This window comes from bacterium, from assembly GCA_026708055.1.
Lineage (GTDB): Bacteria > Actinomycetota > Acidimicrobiia > Acidimicrobiales > CATQHL01 > VXNF01.
Map to the genome: position 1 here is coordinate 1 of JAPOVS010000039.1, position 16,039 is coordinate 16,039.

Below are 16,039 nucleotides of genomic sequence, written 5' to 3' on the forward strand. Positions count from 1 at the left end.
CCGCGGCGGCTTCGGCTGCTGCGTCGGCCGCGGTGGCGGCGCTGTCGGCGGCGGTGGCCTCCGATCGGGCCGCCTGCGCGTCCGAGAGCGCATCGGCGGCGGCGGCGCTCACCGCCGCCGCCTCATCGTCGCCGGTCTCGGCGCAGGCCGCGGCGAGGAGCAGGAGAACTCCGAACAGCAGAGAAGTACGGACGATTCGGGAGCGGTTCATGGTCGACCTCCTGACCGCTGCAAGCGCCTGACGGCCTCACTCCCCCGCGAGAGAATTCCCCTACCGGCAGATGCCGGGCCGCACTATAACCCTCGGCGGACCCTGGCTGCTGAGGCTCGTTCGGTCAGCCGTCGTGCGCCACGTGCGTGATGTCCAGCGGTCCCGACAGCATGCTGAGCACGACGTGGCCCTCCGATCGGGCAGGGCCGTGCACGGTGCCCGGCGGCAGGCAGAAGTAGGCGGGCGCCCGTAACTCCACGTCACCGTTGTGGTAGGTGCCCTCGAGGATGAAACCCTCCTGCAGCACGCTGTGCACCTCGGGGGCTGCGGTGCTCCACCCCGGCGGGGCCTTCACGAGCACGGTGCTGGCCCCGCTCTCGTCGTCGGTGCTGAGGACCTTGACGAGCAGCCCGCCGGGCACGGCCTCGCCGGTGTCGTCCCACAGGGTCTCGGCCGGCTCCCACTCCACGTCGTCCAGATTGATGCCCATCACGATCGGTCGGCCCATGGCGGCGACCCCCTCCCGTCTCCGAGTTCGGTCGTAGGTTGCTCCGGTTGATTCTCCCCGAAGCGGCGGCGTCCCGCTCAGCGCCGAGGATCACGCCGAGCCGGCGTCCCGAGACGAGGTCGTCCAACGGGTTCGGCCCCTCAGCCGAGGGAGTTCGCCAACCCGTCGCGGAACTGCGGCGCGGCCACGCCGATGAGAGCCTCCGCCCGCTCCCGCAGGCCGAGACCCGACAGGTCGGCGACGCCGTGCTCGGTGACGACGTACTGCGTGAAGTGCCGGGGAACGCCCACCGGAGCGGTCGGATCCAGTTGCGCCACGATGCGCGACACGTCGCCGCGGCGGTTCGTGGAGGGCATGGCGATGATGCTCTTGCCCCCGGGGGAGAGCCAGGCACCCTGCGCGAAGTCGTAACCGCCGCCCACGCCGCTCAGCTGCGCGCCGGCGAGATGTTCCACGTTGGCCTGGCCCATGAGGTCGACCTGTACCGCCGAGTTCACCGACACGAATCCCTCGAAGCCGGCGATCTGTGCCGGATCGAGGATCGTGTCGAAGGGATGCATCTCGAGAGCAGGGTTGTTGTCGGCGTAGTCGTACAGCGTCGCCGTGCCCATCAACTCCGCGCAGAGGGACGACGGCTGCCCGTCACGGACCGATCGGAGCTTGCCGGCGTCATCCAGCGCCGCGATGGCGTCGACGCCCATGCCGTAGATGCGCAGGTCGCCCACATCTGACGCGCACAGGTTCTGCAGCAGCGCCTCGGGAATGGCGCCGATACCGGCCTGCAGCGTCGTCCCCGACGGGATCAGCGCCACGAGGTGGTCCCCGATGGCCGCCGCGGTCGGGGTGACCGCCGCCCGGGCGTGCTCGCCGAGCGGTTCGTCCACCTCGGTGAGCCAGTCGATCTCGGAGACGTGCAGGCTCGCCTCGCCGGCGACCCGCGGCATCCGCGGGTTTACCTGGGCGATCACCGTTGGCGCCATGCGGGCCAGCGTCAACGGGTAGCTGGTCGAGGTGCCGAGGCTGCAGCGCCCGTCAGCGTCGGGAGGCGAGACGTGCACGACGGCCACGTCGAGCGGGAGGCGCCCGGTGCGGAACAGTTGCGACACCTGCGAGCCGCGGATCGGGAGGAATCGCACCGACCCGTCGGCGATGGCCGTCCGCACCGGGCCCATGACGTGCCACGTGGTGTAGGAGATGCCGTCGCGCAGGAACGGGTAGTCCGACAGCAGCAGGCCGCTGTAGACGTCGAGCCCGCGGAGCCGATCCGCCTGCCGGCCGATCTCACGCTCGATGGCGCCGGCGCCCCCGGCCCCCGGCGGCAGGACCACCGCGGAGGTCGGCTCGAGAGTTCCGACCGCTTCGGCGAGCGACACCCACCGGCCCATCGGGCGCCCCGTCGCGGTCCGGGGGTTCGCCGGCCTAGACCCGGCGCACCAGGGGGCTGCAGAACGAGAGCGTGGCCTGCTCCACGAAGCCGCGGTCCAGCAGCGAGTACTGCGGGATCGCCGTGATCGGCAGGAAGATCAGCCACATGAACGGGTTCGCCAGCCCGCAGCCCAACTCACCGGCGGCGGCGATGAGCCGGTCCTCGGCGGCCACCATCTCGGCGGGCGAGATGTCGCTCATGATGCCCGCCAGCGGCAGCGGCAGCTCGGCCAGGACGTCGCCGCCGCGGGCCACGACCTGGCCGCCGTTCAGTTCGATCACCCGGTTGATGGCCGTGGCCATCGACTCCGTGTCAGCGCCGATGCACACCACGTTCTCGTCGTCGGGTGACAGCGAGGTGGCCAGCGCCCCGTCGGTGAGACTGAAGCCCGACATGAAGGCGGTGGAGCGCGAGCCCGTGTCGTTGTAGCGCTCCAGGACCGAGACGTAGGACACGTCGATGGACGGGTCGGCCAGAACGAATCCACCCTCGATGGTCAACTCCACGTCCCGGCGCAGCCGCAGCGGGATCTCCGGTGGGATGAACATGGAGATGGCCTCCACGCGGCCGTCTTCCATGTCGGTGCGGAACAGCAGGTCGTCGGGCTCCACCGGCGTCAGCGAGAAGGTGCGGAGCAGCTCGGGCGGGCGTTCCGGCGGCGTCAAAGTCACCTGCAACGCGCCGCCGGAGGCGACGAGCTCGCCCCCGGAGTACACCGCCGACACCTCGAAGTCCGCCAGGTCCTCCACCAGGAGGATGTCGGCGTAGCGGCCCGGCGCCACCGCCCCCACCCGGTCGTCGACCCGCAGGGCGTCGGCGGCGTTGATGGTCACCATCTGGATGGCCGTCACCGGGTCGACGCCCTCGGCGATGGCCCGGCGCACGATGTGGTCCATGTGCCCGAGGCGCACCAGCGTGGAGGTGTCGGTGTCGTCGGAGCAGAGGCTGACCCGGCGGGTGGGCAGTCCTGCCTCGGTGACCGCCTTGATGCAGTCGGCCAGGTTGAAGGCCATCGTGGCCTCCCGCAGCAGGCAGAAGAACCCGTTGCGCAGCTTGTCGATGGTCTCCTCGGCGGAGAAGCACTCGTGATCGTCGCGGGCGCCGCAGTTGGCGTAGGCGCCGAGCGCCAGGCCGGTCACGAACGGGGCGTGACCGTGGACGGGCAGCTTGTGCGCCTCGCAGAGCCCGATGGACTCGATCACGTCGGTGTCGCCGGCGCGGATGAAGTCGAAGGTGGTCTCGGCGATGCCGTTGGCCTCGTCCCACTGCATGGCGATGCGGTGGTCGTCGGGTCCCACGCTGGCCCCCAGGGTGCCCTCGGGGATCGTGTAGGGGATCTTCGAGGGCGGCGGGTTGAAGATGCGCAGCGGCAGGTCGGCCGCCTCGTCGAGCATGTAGCGGATGCCGTCGATGCCGCGCACCGGGGCGATCTGATCGAAGGCGGTGCAGACCGACGTGGTACCGCGCGCCAGGACCACCGAGGCGAACCGGGTGATGGACATCTTGGTGACCTCGGTGTGCACGTGCGGATCGATGAGCCCCGGTACGAGGTGCATGCCGGAGGCGTCGATGACCTCGGTGTCGTCGCCGATGGTCTCGCTCACATCGCCGATGGCGGCGATGCGGTCGCCGGCGATGGCCACGCCGGCGTCGTACACTTCGGCGGTGAACACGTTGACGAGCTTCCCCCCGGTGAAGACCTTGTCGGCGGGGCGGCGCCCGAGTCCGACGTCGATGGCTCGCTGGCTGTACATGGCTGACCTCCGTGTGGATCGGGTCGGGAGTGCTGTGCCGGTGCTCGCGATCCGGGCCGGCACGCGCCGAGGCCGTCGTAGCCGGGGAGTCTAGGTTCGCAACCGCGGCCCGGTCCGGGCCGGGTGGGCTAGTGGAAGGCGAGGTACTCCCGTAGCTCCCAGTCGGTGACGGCGCGGGCGTAGCGGGCCCACTCGGCGCGCTTCATGGCCACGAAGTGGTCGGTGATCTCGGTGCCGACCGCTTCGTAGAGCGCCTCGTCGGCCTCGAGGGCGTCGAGGGCCAGCGAGAGGTTCTCCGGACAGCAGCGCTCGGTATTGGCGGTCTCCAGGGAGTCCCCCGTCTCCGCCGGCGGCGGAGGATCGCCGGCCTCGATCCCCAGTCGGGCGGCGGCCATCAGCGCCGCCGCCGACAGGTACAGGTTGGCGGTGCCATCGGGGAGCCGGTGCTCGAGGCGGCTGGCAGGCCCCCGCCCCGAGGGCACCCGCACCGCCACCGAGCGGTGGTCGTAGCCCCAGTTGGCCCAGTAGCCCGCCAACTCGCCGGGCTTCAGGCGCTTGTAGGCGTTCACGGTGGGCGCGCACAGGGCGGTCAGCGCCTCATGGTGGGCGAGCACGCCGGCGATGGCTCCCTTGGCCATGTCCGACAGCCCGTCGTCGCTCTCCGGGTCGTCGAAGAGGTTCCGGCCGTCGTCAGCGGTGACGCTGAGGTGGAAGTGGGTGCCGTTGCCGCCGCGGTCCTGGAACGGACGTCCCAGGAAGGTCAGCAGCAGGCCGTGGCGCAGTGCAACCTCACGGCACAGCTGCCTCAGCAGGAAGGCACGGTCCAGCGCCTCGAGGGCATCGCCGTAGCCGACCACCACCTCGAACTGCGGGTTGTCGTACTCGCTGCCCGCCGTCTCGATGCCGATCCCACAGGTCGCCGCCGCGGCCAGGATGTCGTCGAACAAGCCGACCGGATCCACGACGGCGCCGGTGCCGTAGCAGTAGGCGCCGGGCGTGTCCCATGGCTCCCAGCCCCCCGAGCCGTCGGGCTGCAGTACGTAGGCCTCCAACTCGACGCCGATCTTGGGGGTGCCGCCGGTGGCCGCGGCGAGCGCCTCGATGGCGCGCTGTGCCGCCAGGCGCGACGAGATCGCCAGCGGTCGGCCCAGCCGCTCGAGGTCGGCGATGACGACACCCGTGCCCTCGTCCCAGCTGGGACGCACGTCCTCGAGCGAGTAGAGCGCCGAGAGGTCTCCCATGCCCTCCAGCACCTCTGCTCCCGGCGCCGGGATGAGGTCGCGGTCGTAGCCGACGCCGAAGATGGTCACGGAGAAGCCCACCTCGCCGGTGACCGCGGCGGCAGGCACGTATTTGCCGCGGGCGAAGCCGAACTGGTCGGCGAACAGGACGCGGATCCGGTGCATTCCTTCTGGCAGCATCGTTGCTTTGCTCTCTCCGGTCGGGGTTCGTGGCTGGCGGCGCCGGACGCCGACGGACCGCAATGGCCCCCGCTGCACGCCGTCGCTCCGGCGCGGCGGATAGTAGCCTGCCGTACTGGTCGTACCGGCTGCGACCACGGCGAGTAGCACACGGGCCGCTGGTCCGCGATGAGGCCACACATCGGGGTGTGGCGTCGGGCTCAGCGCCGAACATCGAAGCGTCCCGGCGGGGCGCCCGAGGGGAGGACACCTTGAACGAATCCACTGCACGATGCACGACGAGGCGACGGGCACGGCGGCGCCCTGCCGGCCTGCTGATGGCCCTGCTGGCGGTGGCGCTGATTGCGGCCGCCTGCGGCGGGGATGACGACGACGCGCCGGCCGCGCCGCCCCCTGCGCCCGAGCCTGCCGCTCCGGCGCCCGCGCCTGAACCCGCGCCTGAGACCGCGCCCGCGCCCGAGCCTGCGCCGGCTCCGGAACCGGCCCCCGAACCTCCGCCGCCGCCCGAGCCGGCCCCGGCGGCTGCCGAGGACGAGGGGCTGCGCGTGGCGCTGCTGCTGCCGGGCATCAAGAACGACAACTCCTTCAGCCAGGCCGCGGCGGAGGGTCTGCTCGACGCCGTGGAGGCCGACGGCCACATCGCCGAGTTCCAGATGCTGGAGGAGATCATCGAGCCCACCGATTCACTGCCGGCGATCCGGGGCTTCGCCAGCCGGGGCTTCGACCTGATCATCGGTCACGGGATCGAGTACGTGGACCCGATCATGGAGCTCTACGCGGAGTTCCCCGACGTGGACTTCGCCATGACCGGCGGTGTGCTCGTGGAGGGCGCCGACCCGCAGGACAACGTCGTGGACTGGCTCTACAACGTCCAGGACATGGCCTATCCCAACGGCATCGTGGCCGCGCACGCCCTGATCGGCGACACAATCGGCATCGTCGGCGGGCCGGAGTTCGACTTCGTGAAGGTCATGCACCTCTCGTTCCAGCAGGGCGTGGCCTCGGTCAACCCCGACGTGCAATTCCTGGAGGGCTTCGCGGGCGACTTCGTGAACGTGCAGAAGGCCGCCGAGGTGGCGACGTCGCTCATCGACCAGGGCGCCGACCTCATCTACTGCTCCGGTGACGGCATCTGCATCGGCGCCGCCCAGTCGGCCTCGGCCGCCGGGATCCCGATCCTGGTGGGCTTCGGTTCGCAGTACGAGACCGCACCCGACGTGTACCTCGGGGCCACGGTCATCCGCCTCAGCGAGTTGTTCCAGACGTACTTCGACACGGTGCGCGACGGCTCGTTCGGCAACGCCTTCTATCCCGGCAGCCTGCAGAACGGCGGCATCGAGGTGCTGCCCATCAACATGGACGCCACCGTGGAGACCGCCACGAGTCTCGAGGAGTTGCAGCAGATCCTCGACGACTTCGTGGGTGCCGTGGTGGCCGGGGAGATCGAGATCCCGTTCCCGTTCTAGGGGGCAATCACCCGACCGCATAGACCTGAGCCCCCGCCGCTGGGCGGGGGCATCGGGTGCGGCGACATCCGGCGGGCCGCCGTGGCCCCGTGCCCGCCGGCCCCTGTACGATCCGCGCCAGTTGTGCAGAGAGCGCGATCGGGAGGTCGGCGATGCGATCAGGACCTGCAGCAGCAGTGGAGATCGTCGATGTCGCGGCGCGGGACGGGCTGCAGAGTGATCCGACGGCGGTCTCGACCGCCGGCAAGGTGGAGTTGATCGCTCGGCTGGTCGACGCCGGTGTCCGGCGCCTGGAGGCTGCGAGCTTCGTCAACCCCGAGCGCGTTCCGCAGATGGCCGACGCCGAGGCTGTCATGGCTGCGCTCCCACGGTCCGACGACGTGACCTACATCGGTCTCGTCATGAACCGGAGAGGGCTCGACCGGGCGCTCGCCGCCGGCGTGGACGAGATCAACGCTGTGGTGGTCTGCTCGGACACGTTCTGCGAACGAAACCAGGGCACGGACACCGCGGGGGCGGTGACGCTCTGGGAGGAGCTCGCCGAGGGTGCGCGTGCCGGTGGGATCTCCGCGGGGGTGACGCTCTCGGCGGCATTCGGATGCCCCTACGAGGGCCCCGTGCCTGTCGAGCGCCTCGCCGCGGTGGCCGCGGAGGTGGTCCGGAGCGGCCCCGCCGAGATCGCCATCGCCGACAGCATCGGTGTGGCCGTGCCGCAGGATGTGACCGGGCGCGTCGCAGCGGTCCGGGAGGCGGTCGGCGGCGGGGTGCGCCTGCGGGCGCATTTCCACAACACCCGCAACACGGGCTACGCCAACGCGCTGGCCGCGGTCCACGCCGGGGTGGAGGTGCTCGACGCCAGCCTCGGCGGGATCGGCGGCTGCCCCTTCGCTCCGAATGCCACCGGGAACATTGCCACCGAGGACCTCGTGTACCTGCTGGACCGCTCTGGTGTCGAGACCGGTGTCTCGCTGGAGTCGCTGTGCGAGTCGGTGCGATGGCTCGAGGGGATCCTCGACCACCCCGTCCCCGGTTACCTCTCCAAGGCCGGCGGTTTTCCCGACGGCGCCGCCCCCTGACTCAGCCTGCGTGCGCCGGGCAGCGGCAGCAGACCAGCACGGGCAGGAACGTCTGGGTGAACGTGTCGATGAGGCCCTTCTCGGTGAGGCCGTCGTCGGGCACGCCGGCGAGGCCGACGAACGACAGGATCATGAACGGCGAGGCGATGGCGCAGCCCAGCGACCGGGCCGCCGCGGTCACCTCCTCGAGGCCCGCGTGGACCTCCTCCCACGGCCGGTCGCTCATGCAGCCGCCGTAGGGCAGCGCCAGGGTGGCCAGCACCTCGCCGCCGGCCAGCACCGGCGGGGGCGGACGTCGGTGAGATCCTCCAGCAGCATCAGGTCGGCGAGGCGAGTGGGCGTGATCGAGCCGACCAAGTGGGCGCCGATGAAGTCGACGTCGCTCACGGACTCTCACTGTACGGGAAAGCTCTCGGGCGTCTGGATCCGGTCGGCGGGCCTTCGCACGAAGCTCGGCGGCGCAGTAGGCGGCGGCCGGCCCCCCCGGTGTGGCGGGCATCGGTGTCCTTACACTGGCCACCCATGCCGCCATCTGCGGGGAATTCGGGGCAGCGCCCGCCCCTCATCGGGCTGCCGGGACGGCGGAAGAGCGCCGGCGGCGTGGCGGGCATCCTCCCGGTACTGGCCAAGCTGGAGTTGGAGCTCTATTTCCGGGACTACGCCCGGCGGGTGGCCGAGGCCGGCGGGCTACCGGTTCTGCTGTCTCTCGAGACCGATCCGGCGCAGGTCGTCGAGCGCCTCGACGGGATCGTGCTGCCGGGCGGCACCGACGTGGACCCCGCCCTGTACGGTGCCGAGCCCGAGCCCGATGCACTGGACCCCGAACCCGCCCGCGACGCACACGAGTTGGCGCTGCTCGACGCCGCCGCCGAGGCCGACGTGCCGGTACTGGCCATCTGCCGGGGCCTGCAGGTGGTGAACGTCTGGCGGGGCGGGACGTTGAACCAGCACGTCCCCGAACACGGACTGTTCGACGAGCCCCCCGAGAAACTCCAGCACGAGGTGACCTTCGCGCCGGGTTCGGTCCTGGCGGGTGTCTACGGCCGGTCAGTGATGGTCAACTCGCTGCACCACCAGACCGTAAACCGCCTCGGCGAGGGTCTGGAGATCACCGCCGAGGCGCCCGACGGCTCCGTCGAAGGCCTCGAATGCGGCGACGCCCCCGTGGTGGCCGTCCAGTGGCATCCCGAACTGTTGCCCGAGCGAGACCCCATCTTCGACTGGTTCGTCGCCCGCACCCGGCGAGTCGGCAATGAACAGCGGTAGTGGTATGCAGCCTGTGCATCCCGGGGAGATTCTGGGCGAGGAACTCGCTGAGCGAGGCCTGTCGGCCAGTGCTCTCGCGTCAGCTCTGGGTGTTCCCACCAATCGGGTGACGGCGATTCTTAACGGCCAGCGCGGTGTCACGGCGGACACGGCTCTTCGCCTGGCGCGCTACTTCGGCACGACGCCACAACTCTGGCTGAATCGGCAGAAGACGTTCGAACTGCGCGTCGCGGAGATTCGATCCGGAAGCGAGATTGCGCGCCGGGTGCAGCCCGCCGAACCCATACGGGCAACCGGTTGACGAACACAGGGGCATGGTGGCCGTCAAGAATCTCCTACATGCGGGTGAGGATCGATCCGATAGTCGTGCGCCGGCGAGTCGTCGGGCTCAGGCGGCGTTCGGCCACGCTGTTGCCTCGTCGCGCAGGGCCTTCACTCTGTCCGCGATCGCGCTGAGGCGCTCCAGCACCTCGTCCAATGTCCCCGACAGGTCGAGGGCGACGACTTCGAGTCGGCGGTGTGATCCCCTGAGGCGGTAGATCGCGGGTTCGGCCTCGCCCTTGGCATAGACGAGCAGTCCGCCGGGCAGGTCGGCGGCGGTGACGTAGGCGAGCAATTGGTAGATGTCGGCGTTCGGCAGGCCCCCGGCGAGGTTCTTGTACTTGGCGTCGCCCACGAACACCACCGAAGCGCCGTGGCGCCAGGTGAGGTCGGGTCGGAGGCTCACCGCTCCGCCCTCGTCGAGGCTCCGGATCTTCTGTTCCCCGAATGTCTCGGCGGAGAGTCCGAGCGCCTGCCGGAGCCCGGTGGTCACGAGATCCTGGAAGACGGTGGTCATGTCCACCCGGAATCCGGACGCCCGCAAGCCGCCGCGGCCCGACTCGAAGGCGCAGTGCTGTAGCACCAGGCGAGCTAGCCCCACGACCTCGCGGTAGTGCTCGTTCAGCCGGTCGAAGTGAACGCCCGGGACGGCGCCGGCCGGATACTCCACCGTCGAGACGTTCGTCAGGATCCCAGCGATCCAGCCGAGTTCCCTGCGGGCGGCCGGCGAGCGGAGCCGCATCCGGCCCAGTATGCCGACCGCCGACTTCACGAGCCGGTTCGCTGTGATGTCGTCGGTGAATTCGTCGAAGCGAACCTCGATCGGCGGTGCAATGCCGTGCCGCCGGCGGATCTGCTCGTCGATCCTGATCCGGCCGCGCACCGTCGGCAGCGCGTCGTCCTCACTGCGGTACCCGTGAAGCAGGCCGCGCCCGAAGGCCCGGCGGGCGGCTGATCCCAGCGCCAGGGCCAGCACGTCGGCCGGTGCCTCGTCACGCGGATAGTCGAACAACTCGTGCCTGGGTTCGAAGGTGCCGGCGGCGAAGCAGACGAGCGTCAGCAGCTGCGGGATGCCGATCTTCGGTGCGATGAGCACCGACAGGTCGCCGACCTCGACCGCTCCGACGACCGAACCGGGTGTGAGATGGTACGCCCCGTCGGTCCCCGCAGCGGGCTCCATCGTCAGCGACAGCCCGGCCTGATCGAGGGAGTCGCGCTGCTCGACGGACAGGCGGTGCGGCCCGCTGCGGACGTGCTCCCGCAGGTCAAGCCGCCTCACGACTCGGGCCCCTCGGCGGAACCGGAGATGCCACCTGTTCGGGGGGCGCCCCGCGGTGGGTGCCCTGGGCCAGCCAAAGGGCCGGGAGATGTCACCTGTTCGGGGGGTCCGCTGCCCGCGGCGGCGAATGCATCACCCGGTCTCCTCGCCGTCGCCGGAGCCGTCACGATCCGTCCTGCCGTGCTCGTCGGGTGGTTCGCCGTCGGCCTGTGGCGTGCCCGGTCCGCCCGTCTGTTGCAGCGCGGCGAGGTCGAATTCGCTCAGCCGGTCGTGCTGCCCGTAGAGGCACTCCTCGACGTAGGGGAGGACGCTGTGCGTCCAGATGCGCTCCACGGCCTCGTCGTCGAGGCCGGACTTCATGAAGTGGCTCGGTCCGACGGCGGCGTGCCGGTCGTCGCGGAGGAGTTCGTTGGCTCGTTCCAGAACGTCGGCGACCCAATCCATGCCGCGGGCGTTGACCTTCAGCCAGCGGCGCAGCAGACCCTTGATCGGCTCGGCGTCCGGATGGAACTCCACGAAGTAGAAGCGCCGGCGCAGCGCCGAGTCGACCAGCGCGATCGATCGGTCGGCCGTGTTCATCGTGCCGATGAAATAAAGGTTGGGTGGGAGCGAGAAGTCCGCCTCTTCGCCGCTCTGGTACTGGAGCCTGATTCCCCGCTTGCGGTACTCCAGCAGGAAGTACAACTCCCCGAACACCTTGGCGAGGTTGCCGCGATTGATCTCGTCGATGATCAGGAAATGCTTCGCGGCCGGATTAGCCCGCGCCGCCTCGGCGACCCGCGGCAGCGGGCCGTCGCGCAACTCGAACCCTGGCTGCCCACCCTGCATCGTCGGGCGGAAGCCCTGCACAAAGTCCTCATAGGCGTAGGAGGGGTGCATCTGCACGAGCGTGACCCGGTCGTCGGACCCGGCAAGGTGTTGAGCCAGCGCCTGCGCGACGTACGTCTTCCCCGTGCCCGGCGGCCCCTGGAAGATGATCTGCCGCTTGTCGTCGAGCAGTTTCTCGATCCGGTGAAGGAAATCATCGGGCTCGGTCAGGAGCAGCTTGCGGGCGAGTTCGGCGAGACCAGGTGCCGGGGGTTCGCTGGCATCCTCCGCGGGGTCGTCCTCACCGGTGGCGTCGTCGTCACCCGTTGCTTGCAGTACGTTCACATAGAAGTCGAAGTCCGCGCCGTGCTCGGCCTCGAGGGCGCTGCGGATCTGTTGCAATTTCCGGTCGGTGTCGGTCGTCTCCTCGGTCACGAGATCTGCGAAATCATTGACGAGCTTCTCGCTATCGTCGGCAGTGAGGATCCGCTCGAACGTGTCGGGGTGCACCAAGTGGAGCACGGCCCTCCGCTGCGCACGGGCCTTGTTCGGGTGCCCGCGGAGCAGTCGGCCACGAGGGTCCACCCCGTTGACGAACTCCTTGAACGCCCACGGATCGTCCAGTCGGGGCCCTCGCTCGACACGCGGGACCTCCTTCCACTGCTCGGCGAACTCGATGATGAATCCAACCTGCTCGGGGCGGTAGAGGTTGAGCGCCTGACTGAAGGCGACTCCAGGTGTGAGGCCCTTGGCGACCGCGTCGGGCATTGTTGCAATCGGCGCCCCCCAGCCGAGCACCACATCGATCTTCCTGCGCTTGGTCTCACCTTTCATGCTGTTCCGGCTGATGATCAGAAGGTGTGCATACAGCACCTCTGCCATCAGCTGGTGGACCTCCGGCGGGCTTCCTTCGAGTTGCTCCCTCAGCTTGTCCTCGAAACTGCCAGCGCCCTCGTCGGGTCTGTCGAGAAATCGTTCCCGCAGCTCGCGCAGCCTGCTGAGCGTCCAGATCGGCGCGCCTGGCGTGAACAGCGAATCGTCGTCGCGCAGAGCGCGTTCCACCCAGAGGTCTGCCGCGGCGTAGACGTTCTCGACACCCTCCCATACCGCGCTGGTCAGTCTGCTGGTCATCGGTGTGGTGCCTCGCTTCGGTCGGGAGGATCGTCACGGTTCGATGGGAACTCGGGCTCATCGGTGTTGAACCGGTGGTGAGCCCGTCGTCCGCCGGGCAGCCTACGCCCCGCCGATAGGCGGTCGTCGTGGCCAGCGCCGCCTTGACGGAGTCTGCCGGGCCCGACCCGATCTCCGGCTGGTTCGTCGCCCGCGCCGCGCTCGACTGACTGGGCGGGACTTGCACAGTGGTCTGCGCAATACTTGTACTATCAAATGTGCAGTTCTTGTATTATTAGTTGTGCGAGAGGTGTAGTATCGCGGTGTGAGCGATGGCGGACACCTCAGCAGAGCGGCCACCCACGCCGGATCGGACGGCTATTTGCCCCGGTTGGTGGACCCTTGGATCGCCGAGATCCTGGACTCGGCGCCCGCGGTGATGATCACCGGGCCGCGGGCCGCGGGCAAGACCACGACAGCGTCGCGGCACGCGAGGCGCGTCGTGCGCCTCGACGAGGAGTCCGAGGCGCTGGCGTTCAGAGCCGATCCCGACGCGGCTCTGCGAGGTCTCCCCGAGCCTGTTCTGCTGGACGAGTGGCAGGAGTGCCCCGGGGTGCTGGGCGCCGTGAAGCGCGCGGTGGACAGTCAGCGGCAGCCGGGCAGGTTCATAATCGCCGGATCCGTGCGCACGGAGTTCGACCCGGCACTGTGGCCCGGAACCGGGCGCTTGATCCGGGTGGCGATGCACCCCTTGACCGCTGCCGAGCGCCTCGGCTCCGGCAGCCGCCCGTTTCTGAGCCGGCTCTTGGATGACGCCCCGCCGATGCCGGCGCCCGATACTCCGGACCTGCGCGGCTACGTCGAGTTGGCCGTAGTGGGCGGGTTCCCCGAGCCCGCGACCCAACTGCAGGGACGGGTGAGGGACGCCTGGTTCGAGACCTACCTGACGCAGCTGACCGTTCACCGGCCAGGGCCTCCCAACGGCCCCGACCCGGCGCGCATCGGCGCGTTCTTCCAGGCGTACGCGTTCAACACGGCGGGTGTTGTGAACGACGCCACCCTCGCCGGCACCGCCGGCATCAACCACCGAACTTGCGTGGCGTACACGCGGCTGTTGATCGACGAGGGGGCCATCGGGCAACTTCCCGCATGGAGCAGCAACCTATTGAAGAGGCTGACGCGAAGTCCGAAGCGGTACGTGGCCGATACCGGACTTTGGGCGGCTGCGGTCTCTGCCGACGCAAGCGTGGTCATGAGCAACGGCGACCTGCTGGGCCGCCTGATCGAGACCTTCGTGGTCAATCAGTTGCGGGCCGAGTCCGTGGTTGATCCGTGCCGGCCGCGCCTGTACCACCTACGAGACCGCGAGGGCAGGCACGAGATCGACGTGATCGCCGATCTCGGGGCCCGTGGGGTCATCGCCATCGAGATCAAGGCCCACAGCGCGCCCGGTGCGCGGGACGCCCGGCACCTCCTGTGGCTGCGCGACCAGTTGGGGCACCGCTTCGTTGCCGGCGCGGTGCTTCACACCGGCCCGAGGCACTTCCGGCTGACCGAGGGAATCGAAGCGATCCCGATCAGCGCCCTCTGGTCCTGACCACTCCGACCCGGTCTGAAGTTGGCTCAGGCCAGGCCGAATTGGCGGTCGCCGGCGTCGCCGAGGCCGGGGACGATGAAGGCGACCTCGTTGAGGTGGCTGTCGACGGCGGCGGTGAAGATGTCGGCGTCGAATCCCTTGGCGCGGAACGCCTCGACGCCCTCGGGGGCGGCCAGCACGCAGACGACTGTGATCGGCCCGGCGTTGGAGTCGGTGAGCAGGCCGCAGGTGTGGATGAGCGAGCCGCCGGTGGCGAGCATGGGGTCGAGCACCAAGACCGGGTGGCCGTCCAGATCCTCGGGGACGGTGTTGACGTAGGCGTCGGGCAGCAGGGTCTCCTCGTTGCGTTTGGCGCCGACGAAACCCACCCGGGCGTTCGGCAGCAGTTCCAGCGTGGCGTTGAGCATCCCCAGCCCGGCCCGCAGCACCGGCACCACCAAGGGTGGATCGGTGATTTGCACGCCCACCGACGGAGCCATGGGCGTGTCGATCTGCACGGTGGTGACCGGTTGGGATCGCAGCGCCTCGTAGACCAGGAAGGTGGACAGCTCGGCCAGGTTCCGCCGGAATCCGGCCCGCTTGGTCTCGGTTCGGCGGAGGCGCGTGAGCCTCTCGGCCGCGAGGGGATGATCGACGACGGTGACGTTCACGGCGTCAAGCATGCCCGATGGTGCCGCCGCCAGCCAGCGAGCCCGACCGCAGCCGCGCCGTGGACGCCGACTGTCCGAATCCGGGGCGCGGGCTCTAGTGTCAGGAATGTGAACACCGTGGCGACACGGGCGGCATCGGTGGCGGTCGCCGAGCGCACCGGCGAGCGAGAGGCGCTTCCCGAACGTCTCGTCGGTCTGCCGATCACTCCCACCGACGCCGTCGGGTTGACCGAGCGTGCCGACGCCCTCGCCAAGCGGTCGATCAAGACGACGGCCAAGGCTGCCGCGCTCGCGCTGGCGGTGCGCTGCATGGACCTCACCACCCTCGAAGGCGCCGACACGCCGGGCAAGGTGCTGTCGCTCTGCGCCAAGGCGCTGCGGCCCGAACCGGCCGACCCGGCGGTCCCGCCCGCGGCGGCGGTGTGCGTGTACCCCGAACTGGTGGGTGTGGCCGCCGGCGCCCTGGCCGGCGCGCCGGTGCGCGTCGCCAGCGTGGCGGGTTCGTTCCCCGCCGGGCTCGGCCCGATCGGGGTGCGCCTGGCTGAGATCGCCGACGCCGCCGCCGCCGGTGCCGACGAGATCGACATCGTGCTGAACCGCTCGGCGTTCCTGGCGGGCCGCTACCGGCAGGCATTCGACGAGGTGGCAGCCTCGAAGGAGGCGGCAGATCACGCCCACCTGAAGGTCATCCTGGAGACCGGCGAGCTGGGGTCCTACGACGCGGTGCGCAAGGCGTCGATGCTTGCGATGGCCGCCGGAGCGGACTTCATCAAGACCTCCACCGGCAAGATCGGCACGTCGGCGACCCTGCCCGTGGCGCTGTGCATGGCCGAGGCCATCAGGGATTTTGCCGACGCCGACGGCCGAGCCGTTGGCCTGAAGGTGGCCGGCGGCATCCGCACGGCCAAGCAGTCCTGGCAGTACCTGGTGGTGATGGCCGAGACCCTGGGGTCGCAGTGGCTGCACCCCGACCTGTTCCGCATCGGCGCCTCCAGCCTGCTGAACGACGTGCTGCTGCAACTGGATCGACTGGGCACGGGTCGCTACCCGCGCCCGGACAAGACAGTGGTGTGAGGCGGTGAGCGACCCCGGCGACCACCTGCCCGCCCCGCCTGCCGGGGACTCTCCCGGCGCCGAGGTCCCCGAG

At 69.9% G+C, this 16,039-nt stretch carries 16 protein-coding genes; 6 read left to right on the forward strand and 10 right to left on the reverse strand.

Going from position 1 to position 16,039, the window contains the following annotated elements:
• The 5 genes from OXG55_07645 to OXG55_07665 all read right to left on the reverse strand — a co-directional run.
• The coding region (locus OXG55_07645; GenBank protein MCY4103114.1) for a hypothetical protein at positions 1-211 on the reverse strand (211 nt) is incomplete at its 3' end.
• Between the two features lie 124 nt (positions 212-335).
• Positions 336-719 (reverse strand): DUF4437 domain-containing protein, encoded by a 384-nt coding sequence (locus OXG55_07650; GenBank protein MCY4103115.1) that lies wholly within the window; start codon positions 717-719, stop codon positions 336-338.
• 140 nt (positions 720-859) lie between these two features.
• Positions 860-2,104, reverse strand: a complete 1,245-nt coding sequence (locus tag OXG55_07655; protein ID MCY4103116.1) for a 4-hydroxybutyrate CoA-transferase — start codon at positions 2,102-2,104, stop codon at positions 860-862.
• A gap of 34 nt (positions 2,105-2,138) precedes the next feature.
• Positions 2,139-3,899 (reverse strand): amidohydrolase family protein, encoded by a 1,761-nt coding sequence (locus tag OXG55_07660; GenBank protein ID MCY4103117.1) that lies wholly within the window; start codon positions 3,897-3,899, stop codon positions 2,139-2,141.
• 128 nt (positions 3,900-4,027) lie between these two features.
• The gene (locus tag OXG55_07665; protein MCY4103118.1) at positions 4,028-5,320 is read right to left on the reverse strand and encodes a glutamine synthetase family protein; all 1,293 of its coding nucleotides are present in this window, start codon (positions 5,318-5,320) and stop codon (positions 4,028-4,030) included.
• Positions 5,321-5,571: 251 nt separating this feature from the next.
• Here OXG55_07665 and OXG55_07670 point away from each other — a divergent pair, with 251 nt between their 5' ends.
• Together OXG55_07670 and OXG55_07675 are read left to right on the forward strand one after the other, a co-directional pair.
• On the forward strand, positions 5,572-6,786 hold the full coding sequence (locus tag OXG55_07670; protein MCY4103119.1) for a BMP family ABC transporter substrate-binding protein: 1,215 nt from the start codon (positions 5,572-5,574) through the stop codon (positions 6,784-6,786).
• Positions 6,787-6,938: 152 nt separating this feature from the next.
• Positions 6,939-7,862 carry a hydroxymethylglutaryl-CoA lyase gene (locus tag OXG55_07675; GenBank protein MCY4103120.1) on the forward strand — a complete coding sequence of 308 codons (924 nt, stop codon included), beginning with the start codon at positions 6,939-6,941 and terminating at the stop codon, positions 7,860-7,862.
• Between the two features lies 1 nt (position 7,863).
• On the opposite strand, the gene OXG55_07680 is transcribed toward OXG55_07675, so the two are convergent.
• On the reverse strand, positions 7,864-8,142 hold the full coding sequence (locus OXG55_07680) for a hypothetical protein (GenBank protein MCY4103121.1): 279 nt from the start codon (positions 8,140-8,142) through the stop codon (positions 7,864-7,866).
• The gene (locus OXG55_07685; protein ID MCY4103122.1) at positions 8,085-8,249 is read right to left on the reverse strand and encodes a hypothetical protein; all 165 of its coding nucleotides are present in this window, start codon (positions 8,247-8,249) and stop codon (positions 8,085-8,087) included. The genes OXG55_07680 and OXG55_07685 overlap by 58 nt, the downstream gene beginning before the upstream one ends.
• Positions 8,250-8,384: 135 nt before the next feature.
• Here OXG55_07685 and OXG55_07690 point away from each other — a divergent pair, with 135 nt between their 5' ends.
• Both OXG55_07690 and OXG55_07695 read left to right on the forward strand, forming a co-directional pair.
• Entirely contained in the window at positions 8,385-9,128 is a 744-nt protein-coding gene (locus tag OXG55_07690; GenBank protein MCY4103123.1) for a gamma-glutamyl-gamma-aminobutyrate hydrolase family protein, read from the forward strand.
• A complete protein-coding gene (locus OXG55_07695; GenBank protein ID MCY4103124.1) occupies positions 9,115-9,429 on the forward strand; it encodes a HigA family addiction module antitoxin in 315 nt (104 codons plus the stop codon). Before OXG55_07690 ends, OXG55_07695 begins: the two co-directional genes overlap by 14 nt.
• A gap of 87 nt (positions 9,430-9,516) precedes the next feature.
• Here the strand turns inward: OXG55_07695 and OXG55_07700 are convergent, their stop codons facing one another.
• Complete coding sequence (locus OXG55_07700) at positions 9,517-10,728, reverse strand: hypothetical protein (protein MCY4103125.1); 1,212 nt, start codon at positions 10,726-10,728, stop codon at positions 9,517-9,519.
• Positions 10,729-10,860: 132 nt separating this feature from the next.
• Positions 10,861-12,666 (reverse strand): AAA family ATPase, encoded by a 1,806-nt coding sequence (locus tag OXG55_07705; protein ID MCY4103126.1) that lies wholly within the window; start codon positions 12,664-12,666, stop codon positions 10,861-10,863.
• 304 nt (positions 12,667-12,970) lie between these two features.
• Between OXG55_07705 and OXG55_07710 the strand changes: the two genes are divergently transcribed.
• A complete protein-coding gene (locus OXG55_07710; GenBank protein ID MCY4103127.1) occupies positions 12,971-14,242 on the forward strand; it encodes a DUF4143 domain-containing protein in 1,272 nt (423 codons plus the stop codon).
• Positions 14,243-14,268: 26 nt separating this feature from the next.
• Here the strand turns inward: OXG55_07710 and upp are convergent, their stop codons facing one another.
• Positions 14,269-14,892, reverse strand: a complete 624-nt coding sequence (upp, locus tag OXG55_07715) for a uracil phosphoribosyltransferase (protein MCY4103128.1) — start codon at positions 14,890-14,892, stop codon at positions 14,269-14,271.
• A gap of 195 nt (positions 14,893-15,087) precedes the next feature.
• On the opposite strand from upp, the gene deoC reads away from it, so the two are divergent.
• Positions 15,088-15,966, forward strand: coding sequence for a deoxyribose-phosphate aldolase (gene deoC / locus OXG55_07720; GenBank protein MCY4103129.1), 879 nt, complete (start codon positions 15,088-15,090; stop codon positions 15,964-15,966).
• Positions 15,967-16,039 lie beyond the last annotated feature (73 nt).

Bases quoted from the DNA above. Each gene is read 5' to 3' on its own strand.
- OXG55_07690 (MCY4103123.1), top strand. From the start codon at position 8,385: ATGCCGCCATCTGCGGGGAATTCGGGGCAGCGCCCGCCCCTCATCGGG.
- OXG55_07655 (MCY4103116.1), bottom strand. From the start codon at position 2,104: ATGGGCCGGTGGGTGTCGCTCGCCGAAGCGGTCGGAACTCTCGAGCCG.
- OXG55_07660 (MCY4103117.1), bottom strand. From the start codon at position 3,899: ATGTACAGCCAGCGAGCCATCGACGTCGGACTCGGGCGCCGCCCCGCC.
- OXG55_07650 (MCY4103115.1), bottom strand. From the start codon at position 719: ATGGGCCGACCGATCGTGATGGGCATCAATCTGGACGACGTGGAGTGG.
- OXG55_07695 (MCY4103124.1), top strand. From the start codon at position 9,115: ATGAACAGCGGTAGTGGTATGCAGCCTGTGCATCCCGGGGAGATTCTG.
- OXG55_07675 (MCY4103120.1), top strand. From the start codon at position 6,939: ATGCGATCAGGACCTGCAGCAGCAGTGGAGATCGTCGATGTCGCGGCG.
- OXG55_07705 (MCY4103126.1), bottom strand. From the start codon at position 12,666: ATGACCAGCAGACTGACCAGCGCGGTATGGGAGGGTGTCGAGAACGTC.
- OXG55_07665 (MCY4103118.1), bottom strand. From the start codon at position 5,320: ATGCTGCCAGAAGGAATGCACCGGATCCGCGTCCTGTTCGCCGACCAG.